At 68.9% G+C, this 23,759-nt stretch carries 27 protein-coding genes; 14 read left to right on the top strand and 13 right to left on the bottom strand.

What is annotated here, in order from left to right:
- Positions 1–17: 17 nt before the first annotated feature.
- Together BM144_RS03990 and BM144_RS03985 are read left to right on the top strand one after the other, a co-directional pair.
- On the top strand, positions 18–395 hold the full coding sequence (locus BM144_RS03990) for a 6-pyruvoyl trahydropterin synthase family protein (RefSeq protein WP_092949993.1): 378 nt from the start codon (positions 18–20) through the stop codon (positions 393–395).
- 86 nt (positions 396–481) lie between these two features.
- Positions 482–841, top strand: coding sequence for a 5-carboxymethyl-2-hydroxymuconate Delta-isomerase (locus tag BM144_RS03985; protein ID WP_092949992.1), 360 nt, complete (start codon positions 482–484; stop codon positions 839–841).
- Between the two features lie 83 nt (positions 842–924).
- Here the strand turns inward: BM144_RS03985 and BM144_RS03980 are convergent, their stop codons facing one another.
- The 3 genes from BM144_RS03980 to nadC form a co-directional block, all read right to left on the bottom strand.
- Positions 925–2,709: a chorismate-binding protein gene (locus BM144_RS03980; protein ID WP_092949991.1), complete on the bottom strand. Its 1,785-nt coding sequence runs from the start codon at positions 2,707–2,709 to the stop codon at positions 925–927.
- 147 nt (positions 2,710–2,856) lie between these two features.
- The gene (nadA, locus tag BM144_RS03975; protein ID WP_092949990.1) at positions 2,857–3,981 is read right to left on the bottom strand and encodes a quinolinate synthase NadA; all 1,125 of its coding nucleotides are present in this window, start codon (positions 3,979–3,981) and stop codon (positions 2,857–2,859) included.
- A 131-nt stretch (positions 3,982–4,112) separates the two neighbouring features.
- Entirely contained in the window at positions 4,113–4,994 is an 882-nt protein-coding gene (gene nadC / locus BM144_RS03970) for a carboxylating nicotinate-nucleotide diphosphorylase (RefSeq protein ID WP_092949989.1), read from the bottom strand.
- 71 nt (positions 4,995–5,065) lie between these two features.
- On the opposite strand from nadC, the gene panB reads away from it, so the two are divergent.
- Together panB and panC are read left to right on the top strand one after the other, a co-directional pair.
- The gene (gene panB, locus BM144_RS03965) at positions 5,066–5,959 is read left to right on the top strand and encodes a 3-methyl-2-oxobutanoate hydroxymethyltransferase (RefSeq protein ID WP_092949988.1); all 894 of its coding nucleotides are present in this window, start codon (positions 5,066–5,068) and stop codon (positions 5,957–5,959) included.
- 55 nt (positions 5,960–6,014) lie between these two features.
- The gene (panC, locus tag BM144_RS03960; protein WP_092949987.1) at positions 6,015–6,878 is read left to right on the top strand and encodes a pantoate--beta-alanine ligase; all 864 of its coding nucleotides are present in this window, start codon (positions 6,015–6,017) and stop codon (positions 6,876–6,878) included.
- 437 nt (positions 6,879–7,315) lie between these two features.
- On the opposite strand, the gene BM144_RS03955 is transcribed toward panC, so the two are convergent.
- The 4 genes from BM144_RS03955 to BM144_RS03940 form a co-directional block, all read right to left on the bottom strand.
- Positions 7,316–8,353 (bottom strand): NAD(P)H-dependent glycerol-3-phosphate dehydrogenase, encoded by a 1,038-nt coding sequence (locus tag BM144_RS03955; protein WP_092949986.1) that lies wholly within the window; start codon positions 8,351–8,353, stop codon positions 7,316–7,318.
- Positions 8,354–8,447: 94 nt separating this feature from the next.
- A complete protein-coding gene (gene secB, locus BM144_RS03950) occupies positions 8,448–8,906 on the bottom strand; it encodes a protein-export chaperone SecB (protein ID WP_092949985.1) in 459 nt (152 codons plus the stop codon).
- Between the two features lie 120 nt (positions 8,907–9,026).
- Positions 9,027–9,284 carry a glutaredoxin 3 gene (gene grxC / locus BM144_RS03945; protein WP_092949984.1) on the bottom strand — a complete coding sequence of 86 codons (258 nt, stop codon included), beginning with the start codon at positions 9,282–9,284 and terminating at the stop codon, positions 9,027–9,029.
- A 52-nt stretch (positions 9,285–9,336) separates the two neighbouring features.
- Complete coding sequence (locus BM144_RS03940; RefSeq protein WP_092949983.1) at positions 9,337–9,744, bottom strand: rhodanese-like domain-containing protein; 408 nt, start codon at positions 9,742–9,744, stop codon at positions 9,337–9,339.
- A gap of 84 nt (positions 9,745–9,828) precedes the next feature.
- Here BM144_RS03940 and gpmA point away from each other — a divergent pair, with 84 nt between their 5' ends.
- The 4 genes from gpmA to BM144_RS03920 all read left to right on the top strand — a co-directional run bounded on the left by gpmA (position 9,829) and on the right by BM144_RS03920 (position 13,571).
- Complete coding sequence (gene gpmA, locus BM144_RS03935) at positions 9,829–10,572, top strand: 2,3-diphosphoglycerate-dependent phosphoglycerate mutase (RefSeq protein WP_092949982.1); 744 nt, start codon at positions 9,829–9,831, stop codon at positions 10,570–10,572.
- 137 nt (positions 10,573–10,709) lie between these two features.
- On the top strand, positions 10,710–12,146 hold the full coding sequence (locus BM144_RS03930) for a S41 family peptidase (RefSeq protein ID WP_092949981.1): 1,437 nt from the start codon (positions 10,710–10,712) through the stop codon (positions 12,144–12,146).
- 134 nt (positions 12,147–12,280) lie between these two features.
- Entirely contained in the window at positions 12,281–13,027 is a 747-nt protein-coding gene (locus BM144_RS03925; RefSeq protein WP_092949980.1) for a HesA/MoeB/ThiF family protein, read from the top strand.
- Positions 13,028–13,175: 148 nt separating this feature from the next.
- A complete protein-coding gene (locus BM144_RS03920) occupies positions 13,176–13,571 on the top strand; it encodes a response regulator (RefSeq protein WP_092949979.1) in 396 nt (131 codons plus the stop codon).
- Between the two features lie 28 nt (positions 13,572–13,599).
- On the opposite strand, the gene BM144_RS22540 is transcribed toward BM144_RS03920, so the two are convergent.
- On the bottom strand, positions 13,600–13,833 hold the full coding sequence (locus BM144_RS22540) for a hypothetical protein (protein WP_139225626.1): 234 nt from the start codon (positions 13,831–13,833) through the stop codon (positions 13,600–13,602).
- Entirely contained in the window at positions 13,830–14,462 is a 633-nt protein-coding gene (locus tag BM144_RS03915) for a response regulator (RefSeq protein ID WP_092949978.1), read from the bottom strand. The genes BM144_RS22540 and BM144_RS03915 overlap by 4 nt, the downstream gene beginning before the upstream one ends.
- 143 nt (positions 14,463–14,605) lie before the next feature.
- Here BM144_RS03915 and BM144_RS03910 point away from each other — a divergent pair, with 143 nt between their 5' ends.
- From BM144_RS03910 to BM144_RS03885, 6 genes are all read left to right on the top strand, one after another.
- A complete protein-coding gene (locus tag BM144_RS03910; protein WP_092949977.1) occupies positions 14,606–15,946 on the top strand; it encodes a sensor histidine kinase in 1,341 nt (446 codons plus the stop codon).
- A 244-nt stretch (positions 15,947–16,190) separates the two neighbouring features.
- Positions 16,191–16,355 carry a DUF1328 domain-containing protein gene (locus BM144_RS03905; RefSeq protein WP_011796896.1) on the top strand — a complete coding sequence of 55 codons (165 nt, stop codon included), beginning with the start codon at positions 16,191–16,193 and terminating at the stop codon, positions 16,353–16,355.
- A 46-nt stretch (positions 16,356–16,401) separates the two neighbouring features.
- The gene (locus BM144_RS03900; protein ID WP_092949976.1) at positions 16,402–16,797 is read left to right on the top strand and encodes a hypothetical protein; all 396 of its coding nucleotides are present in this window, start codon (positions 16,402–16,404) and stop codon (positions 16,795–16,797) included.
- 143 nt (positions 16,798–16,940) lie between these two features.
- On the top strand, positions 16,941–17,501 hold the full coding sequence (locus BM144_RS03895) for a ferritin-like domain-containing protein (protein WP_092949975.1): 561 nt from the start codon (positions 16,941–16,943) through the stop codon (positions 17,499–17,501).
- A 111-nt stretch (positions 17,502–17,612) separates the two neighbouring features.
- A complete protein-coding gene (locus tag BM144_RS03890) occupies positions 17,613–17,927 on the top strand; it encodes a BON domain-containing protein (protein ID WP_092949974.1) in 315 nt (104 codons plus the stop codon).
- Between the two features lie 110 nt (positions 17,928–18,037).
- Positions 18,038–19,114, top strand: coding sequence for a zinc-binding metallopeptidase family protein (locus BM144_RS03885; protein WP_092949973.1), 1,077 nt, complete (start codon positions 18,038–18,040; stop codon positions 19,112–19,114).
- Positions 19,115–19,261: 147 nt separating this feature from the next.
- Here BM144_RS03885 and coaD read toward each other — a convergent pair whose 3' ends face one another.
- The 4 genes from coaD to BM144_RS03865 all read right to left on the bottom strand — a co-directional run bounded on the left by coaD (position 19,262) and on the right by BM144_RS03865 (position 23,591).
- Positions 19,262–19,768: a pantetheine-phosphate adenylyltransferase gene (gene coaD, locus BM144_RS03880; RefSeq protein WP_092949972.1), complete on the bottom strand. Its 507-nt coding sequence runs from the start codon at positions 19,766–19,768 to the stop codon at positions 19,262–19,264.
- A gap of 188 nt (positions 19,769–19,956) precedes the next feature.
- Positions 19,957–20,622, bottom strand: a complete 666-nt coding sequence (rsmD, locus tag BM144_RS03875; RefSeq protein WP_092949971.1) for a 16S rRNA (guanine(966)-N(2))-methyltransferase RsmD — start codon at positions 20,620–20,622, stop codon at positions 19,957–19,959.
- Positions 20,619–21,983 (bottom strand): M16 family metallopeptidase, encoded by a 1,365-nt coding sequence (locus BM144_RS03870; RefSeq protein WP_175525940.1) that lies wholly within the window; start codon positions 21,981–21,983, stop codon positions 20,619–20,621. The genes rsmD and BM144_RS03870 overlap by 4 nt, the downstream gene beginning before the upstream one ends.
- Before the next feature lie 156 nt (positions 21,984–22,139).
- Positions 22,140–23,591, bottom strand: a complete 1,452-nt coding sequence (locus tag BM144_RS03865; RefSeq protein ID WP_092949970.1) for a M16 family metallopeptidase — start codon at positions 23,589–23,591, stop codon at positions 22,140–22,142.
- Between the last annotated feature and the right edge of the window lie 168 nt (positions 23,592–23,759).

The raw sequence follows: 23,759 nt of genomic DNA, 5'->3' as shown, positions 1-23,759 counted from the left end.
CCCTTTTTTTTTCGACCATGTTGTTCACCGTCCACCAACGCTTCTTCTTCGATGCCGCGCACACGCTGCAGCGCGAGATCGAGGCCGAGGGCAGCCGCCGCATCCACGGCCACACCTACCACGCCGAGATCTCCGTCACCGGCCCGCGCCATCCCGCCACCGGCATGGTGATCGACCTGGGCCACCTGCGGGCGCGCTGCACGCAGCTGCGCGAACGGCTCGACCACCACCTCCTGGACGAGGTGCCTGGCCTGGGCCCCGCCACGCTGGAGAACCTGTGCGTGTTCATCGCCGACGCGCTCTCCGACCTCGACCCGCCGCCCAGCCGCGTGCGCGTGTGGCGCGAAGCCGTCGGCGACGGCTGCGTGCTGGACCTGGCCCGGCCGCGCGGCTGACGCCGCCCCGTGGCCCGCGCCGGCCTGCACGGCACACCGCTTTTTTCTGTCAGACCACCATCCACCCGCCCATCCACGGAGACGCCATGCCCCACCTCGTCATCGAATACACCGACAACCTGCGCCCCTTCCCGGAAGCCCGGATCCTCGAAGCCGTCAATGCCTCGCTCACCGCCAGCCCCGAGATCCTGGCCGAGTCCGACCTCAAGAGCCGCTACATCACCACCGACCGCTTCGCCATCGGCACGCAGCCCGAAGGCCGCGCCTTCGTGCATGCGCAGTTGCGCCTGCTCTCGGGCCGCTCGCCCGAAGCCAAGCAGGACCTCGCCGGCCGCGTGGGTGCCGTGCTGCGCGCGCACACGCCCAGGCCCGAAGGCCTGGCGGTGCAGCTCAGCGTGGAGATCGTGGACATGGACCGCGGCTCGTACGTGAAAGAAAAGCTCTGAAGCACGCTTGATCCCCGCGGCGCGGCAACGCGCGGTGACGGGCAGCAGGGACGGCCCGCGCGCTCCCCGGCGGGGCCGTGCCGTCAGTCCAGCGTGGCCGGCAGCCAGCCCCGCAGGCTGTTGAGGAACGCCCAGCCCTGCACGCGCGGCAGGTCTTCCACCCGCAGCACGGCCTCGGCGATGCGCCCTTCGCGCAGGGCCACCGCGCGGCCCACGCCGGGCAGCAGGCCGCAGGCGAGCGGCGGCGTGGTCCACTTCCCGTCGCGCAACGCGGCCAGGTTGCCGAAGGTGCCCTCGGTGACCTCGCCGGCCTCGTTCCAGAGCACCGTATCGAACACGCCGGGCACCGTGGGCGCGAAGGCCGCGTAGTGCGCACGGCGCGTGGTCTTGTGGCGCACGAATTCGCCGTGGGCGGCTTCGAAGGCGCGGTCGGCCAGCCGCAGGCGCACCGGGGTGGGGACCGCTGCGCAGGCGAGCGCCTCGGCGCGCGGCGCGCCCGCGGCGTCCAGCAGCAGGCGCGTGCGCCAGAGGCCCTCCGGGTGCCGGCGCGCCAGCGCGTCCAGGCAATCCTGCACGCGCGCCGCATCCCAGCCGAAGCCGAAATGCGCGGCCGAAGCGGCCATGCGCGCGAGGTGGTCGGCCAGATGGCGGAAGTGCCCGGCCTCCAGCGCCAGGGTTTCCAGCAGCTCGAACGGCTGGCTCGCACGCTCCACGAAGGCGCGCTTGTGGCGCCATTCGCTCCATTCGGCCGCCGCCTGCGCGTCGGAAGTGATGCCGCTGCCGATGCCGCAGGTGGCGGCCGCACCGTGCAGCACCACGGTGCGGATGGGCACGTTGAAGGTGGCGGCGATGCCGCCCGCGCCCGGGGGGCCGTCGGGCCGCACCACGCCGATGGCGCCGCAGTAAATGCCGCGCGGCGCAGCCTCCAGGTTGCGGATGGTGCGCATGGCCTGCACCTTGGGCGCGCCGGTGACCGAGCCGCACGGGAACAGCGCCGCGAACACGTCCCACAGGCTGAGCCCGGGGCGCGTGCGCGCGGTGACGTCGGAGGTCATCTGCCATACCGTGGGCAGCGCCTGGGTGTGGAAGAGCGTGGGCACGCGCACGCTGTGCGGCTCGGCGATGCGCGAGAGGTCGTTGCGCAGCAGGTCCACGATCATCACGTTCTCGGCGCGCTCCTTGGGCGCCGTGCGCAGGTGCTCCGCATGGGCCGCGTCGGCTTCGGGCGTGGCACCGCGCGGCGCAGTGCCCTTCATGGGCCGCGCGAGGATGGCGCCGCCCTGCTCACCAGCCGACCGCCAGTCGAAGAACAGCTCGGGCGACACCGACAGCACCTGCTCGCCCTCCGCTTCGATGTGGGCGGCGTACCCGCCCGGCTGCGCGCGCCGCAGGGCATCGAACAGCGCTGCGGGGCTCCCCTCGAAGCCGCCGCGCAGGGGCGCGGTGAAGTTGACCTGGTACAGCTCGCCGTCGCGGATGGCCTGCTGGATGCGGGCGAAGGCGGCATCGAAGGCCGCGCGCTCCAGGCCCGTCCAGCCCTCCACGCGCGCCAGGCCCTGCACCCCTCCAGCCGGCTCCGTGCCGGCCGGCCCCGGCCAGGGCTGCGGCGCGCCGTGCACCGCGAACCAGGCCAGCGGCCCCTCGGGCGCATGGGTGACGAGGGCCGCGTCGAAGGCCGCCGCCGCCTCGTAGCGCAGGTAGCCCACGCACCAGTCGCCCCGGGCCGCGGCCGCCTGCACGGCCTCCAGCACGCCGCGCACCTCGTCCGGCGACCGCGCCACCCACACCTCGCGCGGGGTGCCGAAGGCGTGGCGCAGGCGCGGCGCAGCCGGGTCCAGCGGGGTGGAAAAATCGATGCGGGATGCCATGGACGAAGCCCGGGCCGGTTCAGCGCGCCGCCGGCACGCGGCGGGGCCACCCGCCCGGCGACGGCAGGGCGCGGCATCCATTCCAGTCAAAAGTGCCTGATGCCGCCGATTTCATTGAATAGTTTGCTATTTATTTAGTAGCAAATATCAGGCAGCGCCGATGCGCGGCACCAGCGCGCCCGCGGGCTGACCGCCCTTGAGCGCAGCGGTGAACGCCAGCATGCGGTCGATGGGCTGCCGCGCGCGCGGGATCAGCGCCGGGTCCACATGGACGGCATTGGCGCCCGTCTCCAGCACCCGCGCCACATCGGCCAGGCCGTTCATCGCCATCCAGGGGCAGTGCGCGCAGCTCTTGCAGGTGGCGCTGTTGCCGGCCGTGGGCGCTTCGTGGAACACCTTGCCGGGGTTCAGGGCGCGCAGCTTGTGCAGCATGCCGTTGTCGGTGGCCACGATGAATTCGCGCGCATCCATCTCGCGCGCGGCCTTCAGGATCGCGCTGGTGGAGCCCACCGCGTCGGCGAGCGCCACCACCTCGGCCGGGCTCTCGGGGTGCACCAGCACCTTGGCCTGCGGGTGGTCGCGCATCAGCGCTTCCAGCTCGAACGCCTTGAACTCGTCGTGCACGATGCACGCGCCATTCCAGAACAGCATGTCCGCGCCGGTCTCGCGCTGGATGTAGGCGCCCAGGTGCCGGTCCGGCGCCCAGAGGATCTTGTGCCCCGCCGACTTGAGCGCGGAGACGATCTCCAGCGCGCAGCTCGACGTGACGAGCCAGTCGGCGCGCGCCTTCACGGCCGCGCTGGTGTTGGCATAGACCACGACGGTGCGGTCCGGGTGCTGGTCGCAGAAGGCGCTGAAGGCGTCCACCGGGCAACCCAGGTCCAGCGAGCAGGTCGCGTCGAGGTCGGGCATGAGCACAGTCTTCTCGGGCGAGAGGATCTTGGCCGTCTCGCCCATGAAGCGCACGCCGGAGACCACCAGCGTCTGCGCGGCATGGTCGCGGCCGAAGCGCGCCATCTCCAGCGAATCGCTCACGATGCCGCCGGTCTCCTCGGCCAGGTCCTGCAGGTCGGGGTGCACGTAGTAGTGCGACACCATCACGGCGTTCTTCTCGCGCAGCAGGCGGCGGATGCGGTCCAGCAGGGCCGCGCGCTCGGCCGGCGCGGGTTCGGCGGGCACGCGGGCCCAGGCATGGCGGGTGGCACAGGCGGCGCCGGGGGTGGTGCCCTCGGGCTGCTCGTATTCCACGTCCTTGATGGCGGTGGCGGTCATGGCGATCGGGTCGGGTGCGGCTCTCGGGCCGCTCGTGGGTTGTGGGGGGGCGTCGGTCCGGTCCGGACGCGATTGTCGCGCTGCCGAAGCCCCCCCGCAGTGGCAGGGCCATCGGCCGGCAGGTCCCGCCGTCAGGCGATGTCCTGCATGCGCATGGAAAAGTCCACGGCCCGCACATCCTTGGTGAGCGTACCGATGGAAATGCGGTCCACGCCGGTCTCTGCCAGCGCGCGCAGGCCATCCAGGGTGACACCGCCGGAGATCTCCAGCACCGCGCGGCCTGCAGCGATGCGCACGGCGTCCTGGAGCATGGGCAGGGGCATGTTGTCCAGCAGCAGCATGGACGCGCCGGCGGCGAGCGCCTCCTGCAACTGCTCCAGCGTCTCGACCTCGATCTGCACGAAGGCCGCGCGATCGGCCACGGCGCGCGCGGCCTGCAGCACGGCGGTGACGCCGCCGGCCGCGGCGATGTGGTTTTCCTTGATGAGCACGGCGTCGTGCAGCCCGATGCGGTGGTTGGTGCCGCCGCCCGCGCGCACCGCGTATTTCTGCGCGAGGCGCAGGCCCGGCAGCGTCTTGCGCGTATCGACGATGCGCGTGCCGGTGCCGCGCACGGCCTCGACGTAGGTGGCCGTCTTGGTCGCCACGGCGGAGAGCAGCTGCAGGAAGTTGAGGGCCGTGCGCTCGGCGCTCAGCAGCGCGCGGGCGCTGCCCTCCACCACCAGCACCACCTCGTCGGCCGCGCAGCGCTGGCCCTCGCCTACCTGCCATTCGATGCGCGCGCCGGGGTCCAGCGCGCGGATGGCGGCCTCCGCCCACGGCCCGCCGCAGATCACGGCGGATTCGCGCGCGAGCACCCGGGCCCGGACGCGGCGCCCGGCATCGACCAGGCCGGCCGTCAGATCGCCCTCGCCCACATCTTCCTGCAGCGCACGGGCCACATCGGCCTGCGCCAGGCGGTTCACGTATCCGGGGTCGGCGAAGAGGTCTCGGGAAAGGTCGCTTTTTTGCATGGGCGGCAAGCATAGCGGCATCGCATAGACTCCCGGCACTTTTTCGGGACGCCTTCCGCACCACACGCCCAATGACCACCGCCCACGCCGCATCCGCTGCCGCCCCCGGCACCCCCTACGGCACGCTGCCGCCCGCATCGCCCCTGCCCCAGCGCCGCCCCGTCAGCCTGCCGCGGCTCGCGCAGATGCGCGAGGCTGGCGAGAAGATCGCCATGCTCACCGCCTACGACGCCACCTTCGCGGCCGTGGCCGATGCGGCGGGCGTGGAATGCATCCTGGTGGGTGATTCGCTCGGCATGGTCTGCCAGGGCCTGCCCAGCACCGTGGGCGTGTCGCTCGACACGATGGCCTACCACACGGCCAGCGTGGCGCGCGGCCTGAACCGCGTGCAGGGCACCGCCTGGCTGGTGGCCGACCTGCCGTACGGCAGCTACGCCGAAAGCCGCGAGCAGGCCCTGCGCAGCGCCTGCGTGCTGATGCAGGCCGGCGCGCACATGGTGAAGCTCGAAGGCGGCGGCTGGACCGCGCCCACCGTGCAGTTCCTCGTGGAGCGCGGCATTCCGGTGTGCGCCCACCTCGGCTTCACACCGCAGACCGTGCATGCGCTCGGCGGCTACCGCGTGCAGGGCAAGGACGAGGACGCCGCGCGCCTGCTGCGCCAGCAGGCGCGCGAACTGCAGGATGCCGGCGCCTCCATGCTGGTGCTGGAAATGGTGCCCGCCGGTCTGGCGCGCGAGCTCACCGAGGCCCTGCCCCGCTGCCACACCATCGGCATCGGCGCGGGCAGCGGCACCGCGGGCCAGGTGCTGGTCCTGCACGACATGCTGGGCATGAACCTTGGCCGCATGCCGCGCTTCGTGCACGACTTCATGGCCGAAGCCGGCAACGTGCGCGGCGCCATCGAAGCCTATGTGGCGGCGGTCAAGGCCGGGCGCTTCCCCGACGATGCCGTGCATGCCTGGTGATGCCGGCCCATCCGGCCTTCCGACCACGAATCCCCCGCCTTCTTCCTTCTCTTCCATGCACATCGCCCATTCCATCGCGGAGCTGCGCACCGCCTTAGCCGGCCGCGGCCGCCCGGCCTTCGTGCCCACCATGGGCAACCTCCACGCCGGCCATCTCTCGCTCGTGCGGCAGGCCGTGCCGTTTGGCGATGTGACGGTCGCCAGCATCTTCGTGAACCGCCTGCAGTTCCTGCCCCACGAAGATTTCGACAGCTACCCCCGGACCTGGGACGCCGATCGCGCCCAACTGGAATCGGCGGGCTGCGACATCCTCTTCGCCCCGCGCGAGGCCGACCTGTACCCGGAACCGCAGACCTTCAAGGTGCAGCCCGACCCCCGCCTGGCCGACCTGCTGGAAGGCCAGTTCCGCCCCGGCTTCTTCACCGGCGTGTGCACCGTGGTGATGAAGCTCTTCGCCGCCGTGTTCGGCACCACGGGCGGCGGCACGGCCGTGTTCGGCAAGAAGGACTACCAGCAGTGGATGGTGATCCGGCGCATGGCCGAGCAGTTCGCGCTGCCCGTGGACGTGGTGGCCGGCGACACCTGCCGCGCGGAGGACGGCCTCGCGCTGAGTTCACGCAACGGCTACCTCGGCCCCGCCGAGCGGGCACAGGCCGCCGGGCTCTCGCAGGCGCTGCGCAGGCTGGCGGATGCGGCCCTCTCGCACCCCGTGGGCGACTGGCCCGCGCTGGAAGCCGCGGCCGCCGACACGCTGCGACGCGGGGGCTGGGCGCCCGACTACCTCGTGGTGCGCCGCCGCGCCGACCTGCAGCCTGCTGCTGCAGCGAGCGACGGCAACGGCCATCCGGCAGGCACGCTCGTGGCCCTCGGCGCAGCGCGTATCGGCTCCACGCGGCTCATCGACAACCTCGAGTTCTGACAACGGCCCCAAGGGCCCTGCCGACACCGCTGCCGCCGCCCTCCGTGCGGCCCGCACTGCCTGCGCGACAGCGCCCGGCCGTTCCCGCCTGAGGCCTGGCGGCCCTCGCACGCCCGACAGTGGACCGGGTCGCGCCGGCAGCGCCCCTGCGTCCGGCGATCCGGTGCGGCCGTCGCCTACGCGGGCAGGTGCCGCACGCGCACAATCCGCGCAGGGACGCGGTCTTAACGTGGAGGCATCGACAACCCACCTTTCAGGAGAAAGACCATGCCCATCATCCTTTGGCTCCTCGGCGTCCCACTGTCCCTCGTTCTGCTGCTCATGCTCTTCGGCGTGCTGTAAGCACCCGGGTCTTGCGCAGCGGGCCAAAGTACCGTTGCGATGGCAAGGACACTCCGGAAAGAAAAGGCCCGCATCGCGCGGGCCTTTTCTGCTTTTCAGCCGGGCAGCAGCGTTTCTGCCGCGGGGCCGCGGCCCATGAGCCGCGCCACCGCCTCGCGCGGGGTGGTGTGCCCGTCCAGCAACGACACCACCTCTTCGGCGATCGGCATGTCCACGCCCACGTGCCGGGCGCGCTGCACCACCGTGCGGGCGCTGTAGACCCCTTCGGCCACGTGGCCCAGCGATTGGACGGCCTGCTCCAGCGTCAGGCCCTGCGCCAGCGCCAGGCCCACGCGGCGGTTGCGGGACAGATCCCCGGTGGACGTGAGCACCAGATCGCCCAGACCGGAAAGGCCCATGAACGTATCGGGCCGCGCGCCCAATGCGAGGCCCAGTCGGGTCATCTCGGCAAGACCGCGGGTGATCAGCGCGGCACGGGCATTCAGCCCGAGGTCGAGGCCGTCGCACAGCCCCGTGGCGATGGCCAGCACATTCTTGACGGCGCCGCCGACTTCCACGCCCACGATGTCTTCGTTGGCATAGATGCGCAGCGTGGGCCCATGGAAGGCCTCCACCAGCAGTTCGCGCACGCCCGCGTCCGCGCTGGCCGCCACGAGGGCCGTGGGCCGGCCCTGGGCCGCCTCCTGCGCGAAGCTCGGGCCGCTGAGCGCGCCCGCGCGCAGCCGCGGCGCCGCGCGGGCACAGACCTCATGGGCCATCAGGCCGTACGGCGCATCCCCGGGACACGCAGCGCCGGCAGGCACCGCCTCGAACCCTTTGCAAAGCCAGGCCACGGGCACGGAGGCATCGCGCAGGTGCTCCAGCATGCTGCGCAGCCCGGACATGGGGGTGGCGATGATCGCCAGATCGGCCGCCGACGCGAGCGTGGCGATGCCGTCGCCACTGGCCAGGGCGACGGTTTCCGGAAAGGGAATGCCGGGGAGATAGCGGGGGTTCTCGCGGGCCGCACGCATGGCGGCCGCTTGCTGCCCGTCGCGCGCCCAGAGGGTCACGCCATGCCCGGCAGGGTGGGCAGCGGCGCTGAGCGCCATGGCGGTGCCCCAGGCCCCCGCACCCAACACGATGATCTTCATGGATGTCTGCGCTTGCGGAGCCAGGGCCCGGGGGACGTCGACCGGCCCTGCTCCGGCAGCGCCGCGGGGCGGCGCGATCGGCAAAGCCTGGGGATTACTGCGTGACGCCCGGCGTCGGGGCAGCGGAGGCGATCTGCGCCTGCTGCTGCTCGTACATGGCCTGGAAATTGATTTCGGCCAGGTGCACGGGCGGGAAGCCGGCGCGCGTGATCAGGTCGGCCACGTTGCCGCGCAGGTAGGGGTACACGATCTGCGGGCAGGCGATGCCCATGATCGGGCCCATCTGGTCTTCGGGAATGTTGCGGATCTCGAAGATGCCGGCCTGCTTGGCCTCGACCAGGAACACCGTCTTGTCCTTGATCTTGGTCTGCACGGTGGCCGTGACGGCCACTTCGAAGATGCCGTCCGCGACCGGAGCGGCTTCCACGCCCAGCTGGATGTCCACGTTGGGTTGTTCCTGCTCCAGGAGGATCTGCGGGGAGTTGGGTTGCTCCAGGGACAGGTCCTTCAGATACACGCGCTGGATCTGGAACACGGGATTTTCTTCAGACATGGTCGTCGGTCTTTCGGTTCGAAAACGGAATTTCGGCAAATAAAACAAAGCCCGCCAGGGGACGTCGCGGTCCCGCAGCGGGCACTTGGGGCCGCATTATGCAGCGCCCCGGAAGCGGTCTCAGGCGCCCAGCAGCGGCATGAGCCCGCCGCGGCCGTCGAGCGCCACCAGTTCGTCATGGCCACCCACGTGGGTATCGCCGATGAAGATCTGCGGCACCGTGCGGCGGCCGGTGATCTCCATCATGTGCGAGCGGGCCGTGGGATCGAGGTCGACGCGGACCTCTTCGATCTGTTCGACGCCCTTGGCCTTGAGGATTTGCTTGGCACGGATGCAGTACGGGCAGACGGCGGTCGTGTACATCTTGACGGGTTGCATGGGGCGGCCTCCTGTGCGGTTTCGTGGGATATGCGTGGCAGGTGAAGCCGCTTCAGGCCTTTTCAACCGGCATGCTCGCGTCCTTCCAGCCCTTCAGGCCGCCGGCGAGCGCCTGCGCGTTGTCATAGCCGAGCTTCCTGGCCACCGCCACGCCGCGCTGGGCGCGGTTGCCCTTGGCGCAGACGAGCACGAGCGGAATCGCCTTGTTCTTGACCACCTGGGGCAGGCGCTCCTCGAGCTGGCCCAGCGGGACGTTCTTTGCGCCACCCACGTGCCCCGCGGCGAACTCGTCGGGCTCGGAGACATCGATCACCACGGCCTTTTCGCGGTTGATCAGTTGCACCGCGCGCGCGGCGGTCAGCGACCCGCCCGTCGCATCGCGGAAGACGGGCAGCAGCAGCGCGGTGCCCGAGGCCAGTGCGGCGAGGACGAGATACCAGTTGTCGATGAAGAAATTCACGGAAGTCCTTGGGGAAAGCAAACCCCGCAATTTTAGAATGCGGCGTTTTGCCCCGCCCGTTTCTACAGCTTCTACCGAGCCAACATGCACAAACTCGTCCTGATCCGCCACGGCGAATCCACCTGGAACCTTGAAAACCGCTTCACCGGCTGGACCGACGTGGACCTGACCCCCACCGGGATCGAACAGGCGAAAGCAGCCGGCCGGCTGCTCAAGGCCGAGGGCTACGAGTTCGACGTGGCGTTCACCAGCGTGCTCAAGCGCGCTACGCGCACCCTCTGGCACGTGCTCGACGAGATGGACCGGACCTGGCTGCCGGTCGAGCACAGCTGGCGCCTCAACGAACGCCACTACGGCGCCCTGCAGGGGCTCAACAAGGCCGACATGGCCAAGCAGTACGGCGACGAGCAGGTGCTGGTCTGGCGGCGCAGCTACGACACTCCGCCGCCGGCCCTGGAAGCCGCCGATCCGCGCAGTGAGCGCGGCGATATCCGCTATGCCGGACTGCCGGCCGAGCAGATCCCCCTCACCGAATGCCTGAAGGACACGGTCGCCCGCGTGCTGCCCTACTGGAACGAGCGCATCGCCCCGGCCGTGCGATCCGGCCAGCGCGTGGTGATCGCGGCGCACGGCAATTCGATCCGCGCGCTGGTCAAATACCTGGATGGCATCTCCGATGGCGACATCGTGGGCCTCAACATCCCCAACGGCATCCCCCTGGTCTATGAGCTGGATGCCAGCCTGAAGCCGCTGCGCCACTACTACCTGGGCGATGCCGAGGCCGCCGCGAAAGCCGCCGCCGCCGTGGCGTCGCAAGGAAAGGCCTGAACTTCCCCCCGTTCCGGGGCAAAAGCCGGAAGAAGCCGGCAAAAAGCCCGTAAAAGCCCCGACGGGTGCGGAACTGCGCCGCACCTGCGCTTTCCAACGGGGTGTATATTGGACCTTGAACCGGCAAAGGTATTTGAATGGGCCACAAACTCAAAATCGCAGGATGGGTGTCGGTCGGCGTCATTGCCGGCGCCCTGACCACGGTTTCTCTGCAAACCGTCGCTCGCGGAGCCTTGGCTCCGCTTCCTCTCGAGGAAATCCAGCAGCTCTCCGCCGTCTTCGGCCTCGTCAAGACCGACTATGTCGAGCCGGTGGACGACAAGAAGCTCATCACCGATGCCATCTCCGGCATGGTGGCGAGCCTCGATCCGCACTCCCAGTATTTCGACAAGAAGTCGTTCAAGGAATTCCGCGAAGGGACCACGGGGCGCTTCGTGGGCGTCGGCATCGAGATCACCCAGGAAGACGGCTTGATCAAGGTCGTCTCACCCATCGAAGGCTCTCCCGCCTTCCGTGCAGGCCTCAAGACCAACGACCTCATCACCAAGATCGACGACACGGCCGTCAAGGGCCTGGCCCTCAGCGAGGCCGTGAAGAAGATGCGCGGGGAGCCCAGTACCCAGGTCACGCTGACGATCTTCCGCAAGGACGAAAGCCGCACCTTTCCGGTCACGATCACGCGCGAAGAGATCAAGACCCAGTCGGTGAAGGGCAAGGTGATCGAGCCCGGCTACGCATGGATCCGGCTCTCGCAGTTCCAGGAACGCACCGTCGACGACTTCGTGCGCAAGGTCGAGGAAGTCTATCGCCAGGATCCGCAGCTGAAGGGCATGGTGCTGGACCTCCGCAACGATCCGGGCGGCCTGCTGGACGCTGCCGTGGCCATCTCCGCGGCCTTCTTGCCCGAGAACGTCACCGTCGTGTCCACCAACGGCCAGTTGGCGGAAAGCAAGGCGGTCTACAAGGCGTCGCCCGAGTTCTATCAGCGGCGTGGCAGCGGCGACCCGCTCAAGCGCCTGCCTCCCGCGCTCAAGAATGTGCCGCTGGTCGTGCTGGTGAACGAAGGCTCTGCGTCGGCCAGCGAAATCGTGGCCGGCGCGCTGCAGGACCACAAGCGTGCCACGGTGATGGGCAGCCAGACCTTCGGCAAGGGGTCCGTGCAGACCGTGCGCCCCCTGGGCCCGGACACCGGCATCAAGCTCACCACGGCCCGCTACTACACGCCCACGGGCAAATCGATCCAGGCCAAGGGCATCGTGCCCGACGTGATGGTGGACGAGAGCCCCGAGGGAGACCTCTACGCAGCCTTGCGCATGCGCGAGGCCGACCTCGAAAAGCACCTGACCAGCGGCCAGGGGGAAGAGAAGAAGGACGAAGTCCGGGAAAAGGCCCGCGAGGAGGCTCGCAAGCGCCTTGAAGAGGAAGCCAAGAAGCCGGGATCCGAACGCAAGATGCCCGAGTTCGGATCCGAGAAGGACTTCCAGCTGATCCAGGCACTGAACCAGCTGAAGGGCCAGACCGTGGTCGTCAGCAAGACGCAGACCGAGCGCAAGGAAGAGAAGAAGGACAACTGATCGGCCGAGCCACATCGCGCTGCTCCGCACAGGCCGGGTCTCCGAAGGGAGCCCGGCTTTGCTTTTTCGAGGGGCGGACGAGGGTTACCCTCTCACCACATACCGCCCAGCCCTCTCGAAGGCCCCCCTATTCCATGAACGATGACCAGCTCCTGCGCTATTCCCGCCACATCCTGCTCGACGAGATCGGCATCGAAGGGCAGGAACGCCTGCTGGCCGCGCACGCCATCGTGATCGGCGCTGGCGGCCTGGGCTCGCCTGCCGCGCTGTTCCTGGCATCGGCAGGCGTCGGGCATCTGACCCTGGTCGATGCAGACACCGTGGACCTCACCAACCTGCAACGCCAGATCGCGCACACCACGGAGCGGATCGGGCAGGCCAAGGTGGCCTCGGCCGCGCAGGCGCTGTCGGCCCTCAATCCTGGCGCGCGCGTGGACTCCGTGCCGTCGCGCGCCGATGCAGAGTGGCTGGACACCCATGTCCCGCAGGCCAATGTCGTTCTGGACTGCACCGACAACTACGCTACACGGCAAGCAGTGAACGCTGCCTGCGTGCGGCACAGCGTGCCGCTGGTGGCGGGGGCCGCGATCCGTTTCGATGGGCAGATCACGGTCATCGATCCACGCGTGCCCGATGCCCCATGTTATGCCTGCCTTTTTCCGCCCGACGCCGCTTTCGAGGAAGTCCAGTGCTCTTCCATGGGAGTTTTCTCCCCGATGGTCGGCATCATCGGCGCGATGCAGGCTGCCGAGGCGCTGAAGCTGCTGACGGGAGCCGGGACGACTCTGGCCGGGCGCCTGCTCATGCTCGATGGCTTGCGGATGGAGTGGACGTCCATGCGCGCGCGGCGCGATCCTGCCTGCCAGGTGTGCGGCCAATGAGCGGGCATGCCGATGGCGCGCTTGGTGCGGTAGGAGAAATCCTACCGGGGTAACACCCTGCTGCTGGCAGAATGCCGGCTCTCTCCCTATAAAGTAGAGCCGTGATCAACCCCTCCCATCTGGCCCCTGATCCGGACCAGACCCCACAGTGAAACTGCGCACTTATATCGTTGAAGACAACGCCACGATCCGGGAGAACCTGATCGGCACGCTGGAGGAGTTGGCGGAGGTCGAAGCCGTGGGCGTCGCTGAAACCGAGGACGAGGGCAAGGAATGGCTTGCCAGCCATCCGGAGCAGTGGGATCTGGCCATCGTCGATCTCTTCCTCCGGCAGGGCAGTGGCCTGGGCATCCTCGCCGCCTGCAGGGACCGGACGGCACGCCAAAAGATGGTGGTCCTCAGCAACTATGCGACGCCCGATGTCCGCATGCGCTGCGCTCAGCTGGGTGTGGATGCCGTGTTCGACAAATCCAATGAAATCGATGCGCTGGTCGAATACTGCGTGGAGCATGGGGCACTGCGCAACACTGCCGGCAACGCTTGAAGCGCAATCGTTTTCCTCATCCTCTCTTTCACCAGAAACTTCGGATGCACGGCACGCCGGGCGCTGCGTCGTCGGCCTGGCTAATACGCGCCTGAATGCGCGGCAGCGCCGCCACTTCCAGATCCCCGCACTCACGACCATTGAACCGTGCATCAGACAAAAGGCCCCGGATGGCAAAACCATCCGGGGCCTTTTGCTTGAGTGCCTGCCGAACATGCATGCAGGGCCAACCACCCCGCATGCACCAACGCTGCAGGATCAATCGATCAGCTTGTTCTTCAGCGCGTAGTACGTGAGGTCGCTGTTGGACGACAGCGCCATCTTCTCCATGAGCCGCGTGCGGTAGGTACTCACCGTCTTCACGCTGAGCGAAAGCGACTTCGCGATGTCGCCGGCAGTTTCGCCCTTGGCAAGCTTCAGGAAGACCTGGAACTCACGCTCGGACAATTGCTCGTGCGGGGGCGCATCGTCCTTGCGGTTGAGCTGCTGTGCCAGCAGGTCCGCGACCGCAGGGGTGAGGTAGCGGCGCCCCAGCGAGATGGTGCGAATGGCTTCGACGATCTCTTTCGGATCGCACTCCTTGTTGAGATAGCCGCTCGCGCCTTGGCGGATGAGGTTGATGGCGTAGTGCTCCTCGGGATAGCCGCTCAGGATGAGGATGCCCATGTCCGGGGCCTTGGCGCGGAGCATGGCGAGCGCATCGAGTCCGCTCTGCCCCGGCATGGACAAGTCCATGAGCAGGACGTCGATCTCGTGGGTGCGTACGAGGTCGATGGCTTCGCGGCCGTTGGACGCTTCGCCGACGACGCGAAGGTCTACATGTTCTGACAGAAATTGTCGCAATCCCGAGCGGACAATCGCATGGTCATCCACAATGCCGATCTTGATCATTGAGAGTTCTTTCAAGAGCAGCATGGCTGCCCATCGTTGTTCAGGTGGCCCATCCACCGTTGCGGGAGCGTGCCTTCCGCTGTTGCGGCTGGCTGGTGACATTATCCAGAATTCACCCGCTTGTCTTTCGGAGAAACATACATATGCGCTGGTCCAATTTTCGCAAGATGGCCGTCAGCCTGCCGTTGGCGCTGCTGGCAGCCTCTGCGCTGGTTGGCATCAACGAAGCGGGCTATGCACGCTCCAACGATGCGGTGCACGCACTGTCGAGCACCTACACCACGCGTGCGGCGCTCAACCGCATGATGCAGAACATGCTCGATGCCGAAACCGGCCTGCGGGGCTATCTGCTGACCGGCGACGAGCGCTACCTGCAGCCCTACCAGAAGGCTGCAGCCACCATCGATACCAACCTGGAAGAGCTGCGCGGCATATACGTCTCTTCGCCCGAAGACCAGGAAGATTTCACCCAGCTGTCCCGGCAGATCTCCCGGAAGATGTCCGAGCTGGACCTGAGCCTGCGCCTGCGCCGGCAGAACAACGACGACGCATGGAAGTTCGTCCTGTCCACCGATGTGGGCAAGGAGAACATGGATGCCATCCGCACGCTCTCGGGCCGGCTCGTGCAGCGCAGCGTGGACCAATCCACGCACCACACCGACGAAATCCTCCACTCGCTCACGCTCTCGCGCATCGGCATCGCCACGGTGGTCGTGATCGGGCTGCTCGCGTTCTACATGTACCTGCGGCAGGCCAGTGCATTGCAGACCGCGCAGCAGCGCGAGCAGGACGCCCTCCAGCGCGAGCGTGACCGGTTGGAGATCGTCGTGCGCGAGCGCACGGCGTCATTGACCGAATTGGCGAACCACCTGCAGCAGGTGCGTGAAGACGAGCGTGGCCACCTGGCACGGGAGCTGCACGATGAACTGGGCGCGCTGCTCACGGCGGCCAAGCTGGATGTCGCACGGCTGAAATCGAAGGTGGATGCGCAGTCACCCGAGATCGCAGAGCGGCTCAAGCACCTGACCGAGACCCTCAACAGCGGCATCGCGCTCAAGCGGCGCATCATCGAAGACCTGCGGCCCTCGTCGCTCTTCAACCTGGGGCTGACGGCGTCGCTGGAGATCCTGGCGCGCGAGTTCGAACAGCGCAGCAGCATCGAGGTGGACCTGAACCTCGAATCGGTGGAGCTGCCCGAATCCGCACAGCTCACCATCTATCGCATGGTGCAGGAATCGCTCACCAACATCGGCAAGTACGCCAACGCCACCAAGGTGCTGGTGGCCGTGCACAACTACCCCACCCATGTCGCGGTGCAGATCCGCGACAACGGCGCCGGTTTCGACACCAGCAAAGTCCATGCTTCGGCCCACGGCCTGATGGGCATGCGCCACCGCGTGGAGGCAGCCGGAGGGCGGCTGACCGTGACCTCCGAAGCCGGCGAAGGCACGCTCGTGTCCGCCGTTCTACCCGTGATGCACTGAGCCCTGGCGACGCCCGCGGGCAGCACGTCCCGCGCTCCGCGGCGCCACGCTTTCTCCTCCGATTCCGACCAGTCCGGGCCGCGCTGCGCAAGTGCGGTCCGGCGGTCGGCTGCGTCCTACAGCGCAGCGCGCCAGGGACCGGCAGCCCCCACCATCGGCCAAACCTACAGTGGACCCCAGGCGCCAACACGACAGCGCCATCGACCAACCACCCACCGGTCCGCCGGTCCAAGAGGAGATGGATATGTTGCATTACGCAGTGGTTTTTCTGGTGATCGCCCTGATCGCCGCACTCTTCGGCTTTGGTGGGATCGCGGCAGGCGCCGTCGGCATCGCCAAGATCCTGTTCTTCGTGTTCGTGATCATGGCCGTCGTCACCTTCGTATTGAGCCTGCTCAAGCGCGGCTGACGAACCGAAGCCCGCCACAGACCACTCCACAACGAAGGAACAGACCATGGAACCCCAAAACCTCGCCAACAAGGCCGCCGACACCGCACACGACGTGGCTGACGACATGCTGGACTCCGCCAAGGATGCCGTGCAGTCCACGCGCAATGCTGCGAACAAGACGCTCGACAAGGCCGAACGCAAGGTGCGTGAACTGCAGGGTGACGTGGATCCGCTGATCGACGACCTGGCTGCCCGTGCGCAGGACCTCGCGTCCCGCGGCATCGCCTACTGCGCCGATACCAGCGAGCGCGCACGCCGCCAGCTGAACCAGGCCGCCGACGCCACCGCACGCTACGTGACGGAGCAACCCGGCAAGTCGCTCGCCCTGGCCGCTGCGGCCGGTGCCTTCGTGGCAACGCTGTGCATGCTGGCCCGCCGTCCGAGCCGCCGCGACTACTGAACCCGAGGGCCACCCCCGCAACAGATGGACAGAGGCCTGAAGCCGACACCAGCAGGAGGCCGGAATCCCATGAGGACTTCCGCCCTGCGGTCCGCCCACCGGCCCTTTTGAAACACCCCAACAACAACATACACGGGCGCTCCATGACTACCCCGACATCCCAGGCACCGGCAACTGCGAACGACACCCTCGCGCTGGACGAGAAAGCGCTGCAATACGCCGCGACGCAAGACCTCGACGACGGCGCTGTAACCCCGGCATACGGCCCGCACCGCGACGCGATCGTGAAGCTGCTGAACGACGCGCTGGCCACCGAGTTGGTGTGCGTGCTGCGCTACAAGCGCCACTACTTCACGGCAGACGGCCTGGAGTCTCCCGCGATCGCTGCCGAATTCCTCGTGCATGCGAACGAGGAAGCGGCGCACGCAGACCTGATCGCGCAGCGCATCGTTCAACTGGGCGGCGAGCCCGACTTCCGCCCACGCACGCTGGAAGAGCGCAGCCACGCCCAGTACGACGAGTCATCGGACCTGAAGGCGATGGTGCGTGCCAACCTCGTTGCCGAACGCATCGCTGTCGAAGCCTATCGCCAGATGATCTCGCTGATCGGCGACAAGGACCCGACCACGCGCCGCATGCTCGAGGGCATCCTCGCCGACGAGGAAGAGCATGCCGATGAACTCAAGGATTGGCTGCACCGCTGACGCGCAGCCGGCCCTGGTAGACAGTGCATCGGTCACGGAGGGTGCAACAGACCGATGGACTGAAGGATGTCCCCGCACCCGTGTTCTCTCAACCAAACCAAGGAAATAACCATGAAGTACGCTCGTGCCCTCGCTTTCGCAGCCCTCGCTGGCGCCACCATCGTCACCACCGGATGCTCGGTGGCACGCGACCAGCAGACCGTCGGCTCCTACGTGGACGACGCCGGCATCACCACGGCCGTGAAGGCCAAGATGGCGGAAGACAAGTCCGTGTCGGCCACGTCGATCAGCGTGGAAACGCTGAACGGCACGGTGCAGCTCTCGGGCTTCGCCAAGTCGCAGACCGAGAAGGACCGCGCTGAATCGATCGCCCGCAACACGAAGCACGTGCGCGACGTGCGCAATAGCATCGTCGTGCGCCCCTGAGGCACATCGGCAGGCGGGCTTCCGGGCCCTGCCTGCACCTTTCCAGACAGGCTCCATCGGAGCCTGTTTTCTTTGGCGATCCTCTCTCCCCAAGGGCTAAGCTCTGCGCCATGCAGGTTTTCAATTGCGACCAGTGCGGTCACCTCGTTTTCTTCGACAGCGTCCAGTGCCTGCACTGCGGTGCGAAGCTCGCCTTCCTCGCTGACCAGCTCGTGATGGCGGCCCTGGTGCCGGCCGTGTCCGGACTGCACTCGGACGGGGATCTGTGGGAGCGCGTGCCTTCGCGCCGCAAAGGCAGTGCGCCACCGCTCTACCGCCTCTGCCACAACCGCATCGCGCATGGCACCTGCAATTTCGCAGTGCCTGCCGACTCGCCGCAGCGGCTGTGCCCGTCCTGCCGGCAGACACGCATTCTTCCCGACCTCTCGGAACCCGCGAATCTGCGGCGCTGGAAGCAGATCGAGCATGCCAAGCGGCAGCTCTACTACACGCTGGCCCGCCTGGGCCTGCAGCCCGCGCCCGATGGCGCGAGCCCGGTGTTCGAGTTCCTGGCCGACCAACCGGGCCATCGCGTCATGACGGGCCACTCGGGCGGCACCATCACGCTGAACGTGGCCGAGGCCGATGACGACGAGCGGGCCCGGCTGAGGCTCGCCCTGCACGAGCCCTACCGCACCCTGCTGGGCCACCTGCGCCATGAATCGGGGCATTTCTACTGGGACCACCTGCTGCAGGGCTCCGACCGGGTCGAGCAGTTCCGCGCGGTCTTCGGCGATGAGCGGCAGGACTACGGCGCAGCGCTGCAGGCCTACTACGCGAGCAGCCCGCACCTGGGCGCATGGCGCGAGAACCACGTGAGCGCCTACGCCACGGCGCATCCCTGGGAGGACTGGGCCGAAACCTGGGCGCACTATCTGCACATGGTCGATCTGCTGGAAACCGCGTCCAGCTACCACACGGGCCTGCAGATCCCCCACGGCGACACCAGCGACAGCTACCGCGTGGGCAACCCCTTCGCGACGTCGGAACCCGATTTCGACACCATGGTCCGGGAATGGGTGCCGCTGACCCTGCTGCTCAACAGCCTGAACCGCAGCCTGGGCCAGCAGGATGCCTACCCCTTCGCGCTCTCCACCGGGGCACTGGCCAAGCTGCGGTTCGTGCACGACCTCGTGCAGTCCGCCTGAGCCTGCACGCCAGCCAGCGCGCGGAGTGACCGGGGCCGAATACGCAGCACCCGGCTTCGCACGGTCGATCGGCGCATCTCCCCGCCAGCCGCGGCGCCGGCCGATGGCAGCGCGGCGGCTCTTGCCTTCCGCCAGGCGGCAGGCGCCTCAGGACGAGGCGGGCAGCATCGCCCGCACCTTGCTGGCGAGCCGTTCGCACACGGGCACGGAGACGAACTTGTCCACCTCGCCGCCCAGCACGGCGATCTCGCGCACGAAAGTGCTGCTGATGAACTGGTACCGGTCGCTGGGCGTGAGGAAGACGGTCTCGACCTCGGGCATGAGGCTGCGGTTCATTCCGGCGAGCTGGAATTCGTAGTCGAAATCGGTCACCGCGCGCAGGCCGCGCACCATGGCCTTGCCGCCGCGCGCCACCACGAAGTCGCGCAGCAGCCCCGAGAAGCTTTCCACCTCGACCTGTGGATAGGCCTGCACGGCCTCGCGCACCATCTCGATGCGCTCCTCCAGGCTGAACAGGGTCTTCTTGTGGTGGCCCGCGGCCACGGCCACGGTCACGCGGCCGAACAGTTGCGTGGCACGGCGCACGACGTCCTCATGGCCCAGCGTGATGGGATCGAAGGTGCCGGGATAGATGGCGAGGACGTTCTGGGCCATGGCGGACGGTGCTCCTGTGCGTGGGCTGATGCGGGGGCCGCGCGCTCCCCGCGCGACGGCCGTGGGGCGGATTATTGCAGCGTGCCCCGCCCGCCCCTGTCGCTCCCGGCCCGGACTCGCGGGATCCGATGGAATCGACCCCATGCCTCCGATTCCATTGAATAGTTTGCTATCTAATTTATAGCAATCTATACCTTGCGCAGCAAGTGGGCATGCACGGCGCCCGCCCGCAGGTGCCGGTGCACGGCCAACCCGAAGGGCGCGAGCGCGGCATCGTCCCAGGCCTGCGGCGCTTCGAGGTAGACCCACCCGTCGTCGGCCAGGCTGGGGACGGCGGCGGCGAGCGCGGCTTCGAACAGCCCGCCCTCGAACGGCGGATCGAGCAGCACCAAATGCGTGGAGCGCGGGGCCCGCTGGCGCAGCGCGGCCAGGCCATCGCCGCGCTGCACGCGCACGGTCTTGGCGCCCAGCTTGTCGCACGACTTGCGCAACTGCTCGGCCAGCCCGGCATCGCCCTCGACGAGCAGTACCTCGGCCGCGCCGCGCGACGCGGCCTCCAGGCCCAGCACGCCGGTGCCGGCGAACGCATCGACGCAATGCCAGCCGGCGAGGTCCTGGCCCAGCCAGTTGAACAGGGTTTCGCGCACGCGGTCCGGCGTGGGCCGCAGCCCCGGCCGCTGCAGCACCGGCAGGCGCGTGCGCTTCCATTGGCCGCCGATGATCCGCACTTCGCCCGCGCCGCGGTGCGCGGGCTCCGGCGCGGCAGCGGGGCCGGCAGCGGCACGCGCAGAGCCCGCGTTCCTGGCCGCCGGGCGGGGTGCGGATGCACCGGGCCGTGCAGGGGCGCGGCTCATGGCGCGCTCCCGCCGACCACCACGGTCACCATGCGGTCCGGCTGCAGCTTGCGCGCCAGCGCGGCGCGGATGTCGGCCGCGGTGAGGGCCTCCACGCGGTCGGTCCAGTGCTCCAGGTAATCCAGCGGCAGGTCGTTCCAGGCGATGTTGACCACGTTGCCCAGCAGCTTGCGGTTGCTGTCGATGCGCAGCGCGAAGCCGCCGATGAGGTTGTCCTTGGCCGCGCGCAGCTCGGCGGCAGTCGGGCCCTCGGCGACGAAGCGGGCCAGCACCTCGCGCGAGACCTTCACGGCCTGCTCCGCCTGGTCCGGACGGGTCTGCAGGCCGATGGCGAAGGGCCCCGCATCCAGCCCCGGGGAGAACTGGCTGTAGACGCTGTAGCTCAGGCCCCGCTTTTCGCGCACCTCCTCGGTCAGCCGCGACGTGAACCCGCCGCCGCCCAGGATGTGGTTGCCCACCAGCAGCGCGAGGAAGTCCGGGTCCTTGCGGGGAAAGCTCGGCTGGCCGATCAGCACGTGCGCCTGCGCCGAAGCAAACGGAATCTTCTCTTCCACCGGCTTGTCCAGCGCCTGTACGCGCGGCACGGCGGGCAGCGGCGCGCAGCCGGTGGCATCCGATGCGGGCAGGCGCGCGAGCAGCGTCTGCGCCAGGGTCTGGGCCTGCGCGCGCGTGACGGCGCCCACGATGCTCACGCGGGCCCGGCAGGCCTGCAGGTAGCGCGTGTGGAAGGCCTGCAGGTCCGCCACCTCGATGCGCGCGAGCGTCTCGGGCGTGGTGCGCTGCCCGTAGGGATGGCTGCCGAAGACGGCCTGCGCGAACGCCTTGCCGGCCACCGTGCCGGGACGGGTCTCGGCCTCCTTCAGCGATGCGCTCCAGCGTGCGCGCTCGCGCTGCCAGACGTCCTGCGGGAAGGCGGGCTGGGCGATCTGCCGCGCGGCCAGCCGCGCGGCGCGGTCCAGCAGGCCGGCGTCGGTGAGCGACCTGAGCGAATAGCTCAGGCCATCGCGCTCGGCCGAGGCCGACAGGCTGGCACCCAGGTCGGCCCATGCCTCGCCCAGGGCGTTCTCGTCCATCGCGGGCTCGCCGCCTTCGCCGCCGCGCACGCCCTTGGACGCCATAGCCGCCGCGGCGGCCGCCAGGCCGGCCTGCGGCGCGGGGTCGCGCCGGGTGCCGGCGTCGAAATCGACCTGCACATCCACCATCGGGATGCCCGGGCTCTCGACCAGCCAGACGCGGGCGCCATTGGCCTCCGTCCAGTGCTGGATGGGCAGCAGCGCCCAGGCAGATTGCGTGGCCAGCAGGCCGCATGCCGCCGCAAACACTGCACGAGCAGCTACTTTTTTAATAGCAAAAGTCATCATCGGAAGTTCTTCTTTCCGGCGGCTGCGGACAGCCGCCTCGGTGATCCATCGCGCCGCTGGCACGCGCATTGGGAGGCGGGCTCAGCCGTCCGAGGGCCCTTGCCGCCGTCCGTGCCGCGCGAGCCCGCCGAAGGCCACGGAGGAGCGCGCAGCGCATCAGTGCATGCGCCCATCGGCATTCGCGGGCGCGGCCGGACGGCGGGTGCCGGGGGCCACGGGCTGGGGCAGCAGCGTCGCCACCGTGAGCTGATCGTCGCCGAAGTAGCGCGCGGCGACGGCCTGCACCTGGGCGGGCGTCACGGCGCGCAAGAGCGCGAGCAGGCGGGCGTCGGCGTCGGACGGCAGGCCCTGCACCCAGTTGCTGCCCAGGTCGCTCGCCTGCGCCTGCAGCGAATCGCGGGCATAGATGGTGGAGGCCGCCCACTGGGTCTTCACGCGGGAGAGTTCGGCATCGCCCACGCCGTCGCGCGCCACGCGCGCCACCTCGGCGCGCAGCGCGGCCTCGACCTCCTGCGCGGTCTTGCCGGCGGCCGGCACGCCCGTGAGCAGGAAAAGGCTGGGGCCCCGGCCCATGACCGAGGCACCGCTGTCCGCGCCGTCGGCCACGCGGTCGGCGCCCTGGCTCAGCGCGCGGTCCAGGCGCGCGCCGTCGTAGCCGCTCAGCACACCCGAAAGCACCATGAGCGCCAGCGCATCGCGGTCGGAATCGGCCAGGCCCTCCAGCCGCTCCACGCTGGGCACGCGGAAGGCCAGCGCCACGAAAGCCTGCTCGGCCGGTGCCTTGAAATCGATGCGGCGCAGGCCGCGCTGCGCGGGCTCGGTGCGCGGCTTGCGGGTGGGCACGGCCCGCACGGGGATGCGACCATAGGTCTGCTCGGCGAGCGCACGGACGGCATCCGGGTCCACATCGCCGGCCACCACCACGGCGGCATTGGCGGGCACATACCACTGGCGATGGAAGGCGCGCACGTCGTCGGGCGTCATCGCATCGAGATCGCTCATCCAGCCGACCACCGGGCGGCGGTACGGCGAGGACGTGAAGACCGCGGCATTCAATTGCTCGATCAGCGCCGCGCGGGGCTGGTCGTCGGTGCGCATGCGGCGCTCTTCCTTGATGACCTCGATCTCTTTCTTGAACTCCGCGTCCGGCCACTGGTTGTGGGCGAACCGATCCGATTCGAGGCGCATGACCTCCGCGAGCCGCCTGGCGGGGATCTGCTGGTAGTAGCCCGTGTAGTCGCGGTTGGTGAAGGCGTTCTCCTGCCCGCCCAGCGCGGCGACCCGGCGCGAGAACTGGCCGGGCGGCACGGTCTTCGTGCCCTTGAACATCATGTGCTCCAGCGCGTGGGCCACGCCGGAGGTGCCGTCCACCTCGTCCATCGAGCCCACGCGCACCCAGACCATGTGCACCGCCGTGGGGGCGCGCCGGTCGGGCTGCACGAACAGCTGCATGCCGTTGCGCAGCGTGTACTGGCGCACGCTGGGCGCCTGTGCGCCGGGCTGGGAGCCCTCCGCGGACGTGGGGGCAGGGACGGTCGTGGCGGCGGGGGATTGCGCCCCGGCATGCACGCAGGCCAACAGGCCCAGAAGGGTAAGTGCGCGTTTCATAGAATGGCTGCGATTCTAAGAACCCGCCGATGTTCAGTTTTTTCAAGAAAAAGCCCGCCCCACCGCCACCCGCCGAGGTGCCCTCCACCCCGCCGTCGGCCACACCCGGAACCGCTGCGCCCGAAGCGCCTGCGGCCGCACCCGCGCAGGTGCAGGCACCTGCACCCG

Origin of the sequence: Paracidovorax konjaci (assembly GCF_900112675.1) — a bacterium.
In the GTDB taxonomy this organism is placed as follows: domain Bacteria; phylum Pseudomonadota; class Gammaproteobacteria; order Burkholderiales; family Burkholderiaceae_C; genus Paracidovorax; species Paracidovorax konjaci.
This window is presented reverse-complemented; position numbering and strand designations above follow the sequence as displayed.

Excerpts from the sequence above, each read along its gene's own strand:
- BM144_RS03990 (WP_092949993.1), top strand. The coding sequence starts at position 18 with ATGTTGTTCACCGTCCACCAACGCTTCTTCTTCGATGCCGCGCACACG.
- BM144_RS03985 (WP_092949992.1), top strand. The coding sequence starts at position 482 with ATGCCCCACCTCGTCATCGAATACACCGACAACCTGCGCCCCTTCCCG.
- BM144_RS03980 (WP_092949991.1), bottom strand. The coding sequence starts at position 2,709 with ATGGCATCCCGCATCGATTTTTCCACCCCGCTGGACCCGGCTGCGCCG.
- nadA (WP_092949990.1), bottom strand. The coding sequence starts at position 3,981 with ATGACCGCCACCGCCATCAAGGACGTGGAATACGAGCAGCCCGAGGGC.
- nadC (WP_092949989.1), bottom strand. The coding sequence starts at position 4,994 with ATGCAAAAAAGCGACCTTTCCCGAGACCTCTTCGCCGACCCCGGATAC.
- panB (WP_092949988.1), top strand. The coding sequence starts at position 5,066 with ATGACCACCGCCCACGCCGCATCCGCTGCCGCCCCCGGCACCCCCTAC.
- panC (WP_092949987.1), top strand. The coding sequence starts at position 6,015 with ATGCACATCGCCCATTCCATCGCGGAGCTGCGCACCGCCTTAGCCGGC.
- BM144_RS03955 (WP_092949986.1), bottom strand. The coding sequence starts at position 8,353 with ATGAAGATCATCGTGTTGGGTGCGGGGGCCTGGGGCACCGCCATGGCG.
- secB (WP_092949985.1), bottom strand. The coding sequence starts at position 8,906 with ATGTCTGAAGAAAATCCCGTGTTCCAGATCCAGCGCGTGTATCTGAAG.
- grxC (WP_092949984.1), bottom strand. The coding sequence starts at position 9,284 with ATGCAACCCGTCAAGATGTACACGACCGCCGTCTGCCCGTACTGCATC.
- gpmA (WP_092949982.1), top strand. The coding sequence starts at position 9,829 with ATGCACAAACTCGTCCTGATCCGCCACGGCGAATCCACCTGGAACCTT.
- BM144_RS03930 (WP_092949981.1), top strand. The coding sequence starts at position 10,710 with ATGGGCCACAAACTCAAAATCGCAGGATGGGTGTCGGTCGGCGTCATT.
- BM144_RS03925 (WP_092949980.1), top strand. The coding sequence starts at position 12,281 with ATGAACGATGACCAGCTCCTGCGCTATTCCCGCCACATCCTGCTCGAC.
- BM144_RS03915 (WP_092949978.1), bottom strand. The coding sequence starts at position 14,462 with ATGATCAAGATCGGCATTGTGGATGACCATGCGATTGTCCGCTCGGGA.
- BM144_RS03910 (WP_092949977.1), top strand. The coding sequence starts at position 14,606 with ATGCGCTGGTCCAATTTTCGCAAGATGGCCGTCAGCCTGCCGTTGGCG.
- BM144_RS03905 (WP_011796896.1), top strand. The coding sequence starts at position 16,191 with ATGTTGCATTACGCAGTGGTTTTTCTGGTGATCGCCCTGATCGCCGCA.
- BM144_RS03900 (WP_092949976.1), top strand. The coding sequence starts at position 16,402 with ATGGAACCCCAAAACCTCGCCAACAAGGCCGCCGACACCGCACACGAC.
- BM144_RS03895 (WP_092949975.1), top strand. The coding sequence starts at position 16,941 with ATGACTACCCCGACATCCCAGGCACCGGCAACTGCGAACGACACCCTC.
- BM144_RS03890 (WP_092949974.1), top strand. The coding sequence starts at position 17,613 with ATGAAGTACGCTCGTGCCCTCGCTTTCGCAGCCCTCGCTGGCGCCACC.
- BM144_RS03885 (WP_092949973.1), top strand. The coding sequence starts at position 18,038 with ATGCAGGTTTTCAATTGCGACCAGTGCGGTCACCTCGTTTTCTTCGAC.
- coaD (WP_092949972.1), bottom strand. The coding sequence starts at position 19,768 with ATGGCCCAGAACGTCCTCGCCATCTATCCCGGCACCTTCGATCCCATC.
- rsmD (WP_092949971.1), bottom strand. The coding sequence starts at position 20,622 with ATGAGCCGCGCCCCTGCACGGCCCGGTGCATCCGCACCCCGCCCGGCG.
- BM144_RS03870 (WP_175525940.1), bottom strand. The coding sequence starts at position 21,983 with ATGATGACTTTTGCTATTAAAAAAGTAGCTGCTCGTGCAGTGTTTGCG.
- BM144_RS03865 (WP_092949970.1), bottom strand. The coding sequence starts at position 23,591 with ATGAAACGCGCACTTACCCTTCTGGGCCTGTTGGCCTGCGTGCATGCC.